The sequence below is a fragment of the Geminicoccus flavidas genome (genome assembly GCF_009806515.1).
Taxonomy (GTDB): domain Bacteria; phylum Pseudomonadota; class Alphaproteobacteria; order Geminicoccales; family Geminicoccaceae; genus Geminicoccus; species Geminicoccus flavidus.
Genome location: NZ_WUJP01000944.1, coordinates 1 through 1,610 on the forward strand (window position 1 = coordinate 1; position 1,610 = coordinate 1,610).

1 protein-coding gene is annotated in these 1,610 nt (G+C 71.2%); it reads right to left on the minus strand.

What is annotated here, in order from left to right; genetic code table 11:
• Window positions 1-124: 124 nt before the first annotated feature.
• Window positions 125-1,276 carry an MFS transporter gene (locus EQG76_RS27055; protein ID WP_159718059.1) on the minus strand — a complete coding sequence of 384 codons (1,152 nt, stop codon included), beginning with the start codon at window positions 1,274-1,276 and terminating at the stop codon, window positions 125-127.
• Between the last annotated feature and the right edge of the window lie 334 nt (window positions 1,277-1,610).

The window sequence follows — 1,610 nt, forward strand, 5'->3', positions numbered from 1 at the left end:
AGGTGGCCATGCAGCCGGTGCGCTCCAGGATCGACGGTCAGGACCTTCCCAGAATCCTGTTCGTCGGCCGGACCTGTGGCGGGCTGATCGCCTGGCGGCGGTTCCGACCCCCTGCGACCGGGCGCTAGAGGCGCAGGATCCGGCCGCTGGCGGCCACCCCCAGCAGGAGCACCGCGATGCCGAGCAGTGCGGTGGATAGGCTGGTGAAGTGCGCGACGAGCCCGATCGCGGCCGGTCCGGCCAGGATGCCGGCATAGCCGATCGTGGTGATCGCCGAGACCGCGGCATGCTCGGGCATCACCTTCTGCCGCCCGACCAGGCTGTAGAGCACCGGCACGATGTTGGCGCAGCCGGCACCGACCAGGGCGAAGCCCGCGAGGGCGGCTTGCCAGGCCGGGTGCAGGGTCGCCAGCGCCAGGCCCAGGGCGGCCAGGAGCCCGCCGGCAACCAGCACGCGGCGCCCGCCGACCTGCCGCACGATCCGGTCGCCCAGGAGCCGCCCGATCGTCATGGCGGTGGCGAACGCCGCATAGGCCAAGCCCGCCTGCGAGGGCTCCACTGCGCGCATCCTGGTCAGGAACACCGCACTCCAGTCGAGCACGGCTCCTTCAGTCAAGAAGACGACGAAGCACAGGATGCCGATGAACAGCACCACGCCCCGTGGCCAGACGAACAGCGGCCCACCCGCGGCGGCGGCGTCGGGCAGGAGATGCGGTGCCGCCCAGCCGATTGCCAGCAGCACCAGCGCCACCGCGGCCAGAGTGGCGCCGAGCGGCGAGGCGCCCAGGGTCAAGAGCAGGCTGACGCCGCCGGCACCAGCGATCCCACCCACGCTGAACAGACCGTGAAAGCCGGACATCATCGTCCGGCCGCTCGCCCGCTCGACGATCACGGCCTGGATGTTGACCACGCAGTCGACCGTGCCGATGGCGGCCCCGAAGGCGAAAAGGGCCGCCGCCAGGAGCGGGAAGGTCGCGGTGACCGCCAGGAGCGGCAGGGTCAGGCAGACCAGCGCGCTGCCCAGCAGGAGCACGCTGCGGCAGCCGAACCGGCCGGCCAGCACGCCGGCCAGCGGCATGGCGACGATCGAGCCGCAGCCCAGGCAGAGCAGCAACAGGCCGAGGCTGCCGTCGCCCAGCCCCACCCGCGCCTGCGCGAACGGCACCAGCGGCGCCCAGGCAGCCAGGGCGAAGCCCGCGATGAAGAAGGCGATCCGCGTGGACCCTTGCTGCTGCCGCCCGGGCACCGCCACGGCCGACGTGATGGAAGCCTGCATCGATTGCCTGCTGCTGGAGGAACGGGAATGGCTAGCCGCTGCGGTAAGCCATGTGGCCCAGGAGCCGCGTTCGGGCGGTGTCTTCTCTCAGGAATCATGGCAACCGGCGAGATGCCGCAACCTGTCGGCGACGGCACGACGCATCTGCGCCATCCGTCTCAATGAGCGCCGGGAAGCCCTGCGCTGACGTGCGAGCGGCCCCGAGTCTGAAACTGCGACGGGCGGGAAGGTCTCCCCTCCCGCCCGTGCGTCGTCCAACGCCGTGGAACCGCTCAGTTCTTCGCGGTGTCGACCAGCTTGTTCTGGCCGATCCAGGGCATCATGGAGCGCAGCT